Genomic DNA, 2,332 nt, shown 5'->3' with positions numbered 1-2,332 from the left:
TTCGTAATCAGCGTGGTTGCCGCCCAGTTCGTCTCGGGCGGACTGGCGGTCGGCGTCATGCAACCGCCAATAGGCGATCGGTTGCGAAGTCCGAACCGCTTCGGCGTACCGTTTCAGCGTATCGTCGTTGGACGGTTTTTCGCTTTGAATGAACGGCCGTCGAGGACGCGCCGGAGGTTGCATTTCAGAGGTGCGAAACAAATCGCCAATTTCGTCTGCGGAAAGCGTTCGCGCGAACAAGGCAATGTCGTCAAGCTTGCCGTCGAATCGGCCGAATGAGAATTCCTCTGCCGGTGAGCCGTCCTTTGCCGGGAGTGGCTGATCCAATTCCGGCTTCGGGTTGCCGTCCAAGTAGATCTTGACCGAATCGGAATCACGCACCAACGTGACGTGATGCCATGCTTTGGTCGACAGGGGTGTCGCAGCGACGTGCCGTGTCGAGCCATCGCCGAACGCCAGCAAAGTCATGCCTTGATCGCCACCGACGATCGATAACGATTCCATTGATTCGTCGCGGCCACGCGAAAACAGCGTCCCCGTTTGGTCATGTCCATCGGCGGGCAAACCGTTCCAAAACCACATCGACATGCTGTAGGTATTCGGCAGCGAGTTCACGGTGGCTTCTAACGAGCCGCCGGCGAAGTAGACGCTGCGGTTGGGAGTTTCACCGAATCCGTGGCCGCTCGGTCCCGGCAAGTAAAGGGCGACACCGCCCTGGAACGTCGCATGATGATTGCCCGTCGCATCGGTCGCACGGTCGACCACCATGTCGCCCAAACGCCAGTACGCCGTGGGCTCGGCATCGAGGATGGCGCGGGAATACGCGTTCGGAGGATCGACCAGCGGACGCCGCTTCTTTCCCGAGACGGATTCCAACAGTGACAGCACGCGGTCGACGATCTTCGGTTCCGCATCGATTTCCAATCCAGCCGTACGTGCCGGCCAGGTTGTGTATCCGCCTAAGCGATGCTGTTCGGGCGGCGGAATGTAACCTTCGGCGCCATTGGCGAGTTCCAAGTTAAACGTTTCGCCGAGCGGGCTTTGCCGTTTTAGTTTTAACCCCGTGATTCCGTAGACTTCGTTCGGCAGCGCCGTGATGCCAAGATCGCCGATCCGCACGGCTTGCAGAACCACTTCTGTTTCCGGGTTCTCGTCAATCCACTCGGCCTGTTGCGCGTAGACTTCCGGGCGATCTTTGGGTGGGCGCTCACCCCGTTGTTCGTTGATTGTCTTGGCCCACGCCAGACGTTGGGCGTCGGGAACTCGCCTGCGGAGTTTCATCCGTGATTCGGCCATCGCGATCGTCAGATCCGACCGATGCTCGATTTGTTTCCACGCCGCCAACGTTTGTTCGGCGATCGCTTTGGCGTAGTCTTTTCGATTCACAGGTTGATGCGGTTTGGCGTAGTTCATCCAATGCAGATCACCGCTGGTCCCTTGCGACATGATGCCGACGAAGGTGTGATCGGATGCGTTATCCGTTGGAGCGATTTGCGATTCCAGCAAATCGGCGACTTCACCGAAGTAGTCCGCCGAGAAGCCGGAACTGCTGCCGAAGTAGTGCATCGAATAATTCGCCAACACGCAGATCGGCGCGTCGTCCTGGGCGGAAACGACGCTCAGCACGGACAGTTGAGGATCGACCGGGCCGGCCGGACTGACGTAATCGGGATTCAAGTACCCCGGATGCATCATGGCCCGCACCGTCGTTTCACCGAACGGATCGGGTCGGATCCGATCGCTGCGGGTGATCCAGCGACGACAATTCGTGTGCCCTTCCGCGTCCACGGACGTCCAGCCGAGTTTTGCCGGTCGCAGGTTCCGGTGCGCGGACACGATCGCCTGGGCGATTTGCGGCACGACGAATTCGACATACGCCTCATCGCGACTGGTGCCCAAGCAGTACGACATCGCCGAAGGGGCTGAATGGGTGTGGGTGGCGCTGATCAGGATGCGTTGGGGCGGTAGCGAAATCTGATCGGCCACCTTCGCTTTGATGGCGTCGCAAATGTCCGTGGGAAGCATGCACGAATCGACGATTGCGATCGCGATGGTTTCCTCGCCATCGGACAACACCAGACAACGGGCGTGCAGCGGATCGTCGACACGATTCCATTCAGCTTGCAAGAAGCCACCGTTGCGAATCGCCGGCAGGCTGCGGGGGGAGATGTCCACCGATGCCGCTCCCGCTCGCAATTCACCAGCCCACACGGGTTTGTCGTCGAGCGTTCCGGCGGCCAGGGAGACCAGAAACAACCAACACACGAAGCCGTTTCGATTCATAAAATTCACTCGTGGAAATGATCGCTTGTCAAAAGTGGGATAGGCTTCC

The 2,332-nt window shown here is 59.2% G+C and carries 1 protein-coding gene; it reads right to left on the bottom strand.

The genetic code is table 11. The features are described 5' to 3' along the window. A partial coding sequence (locus tag ABX749_RS29850; protein WP_372899247.1) for a neutral/alkaline non-lysosomal ceramidase N-terminal domain-containing protein occupies positions 1-2,283 on the bottom strand: 2,283 nt, incomplete at its 3' end. Positions 2,284-2,332: the final 49 nt, after the last annotated feature.

It is taken from the genome of Stieleria sp. (genome assembly GCF_041595215.1).
Lineage (GTDB): Bacteria > Planctomycetota > Planctomycetia > Pirellulales > Pirellulaceae > Stieleria > Stieleria magnilauensis.
Note: the sequence above shows the minus strand (reverse complement) of the source record. Positions and strands in the feature narration are given on the sequence as shown.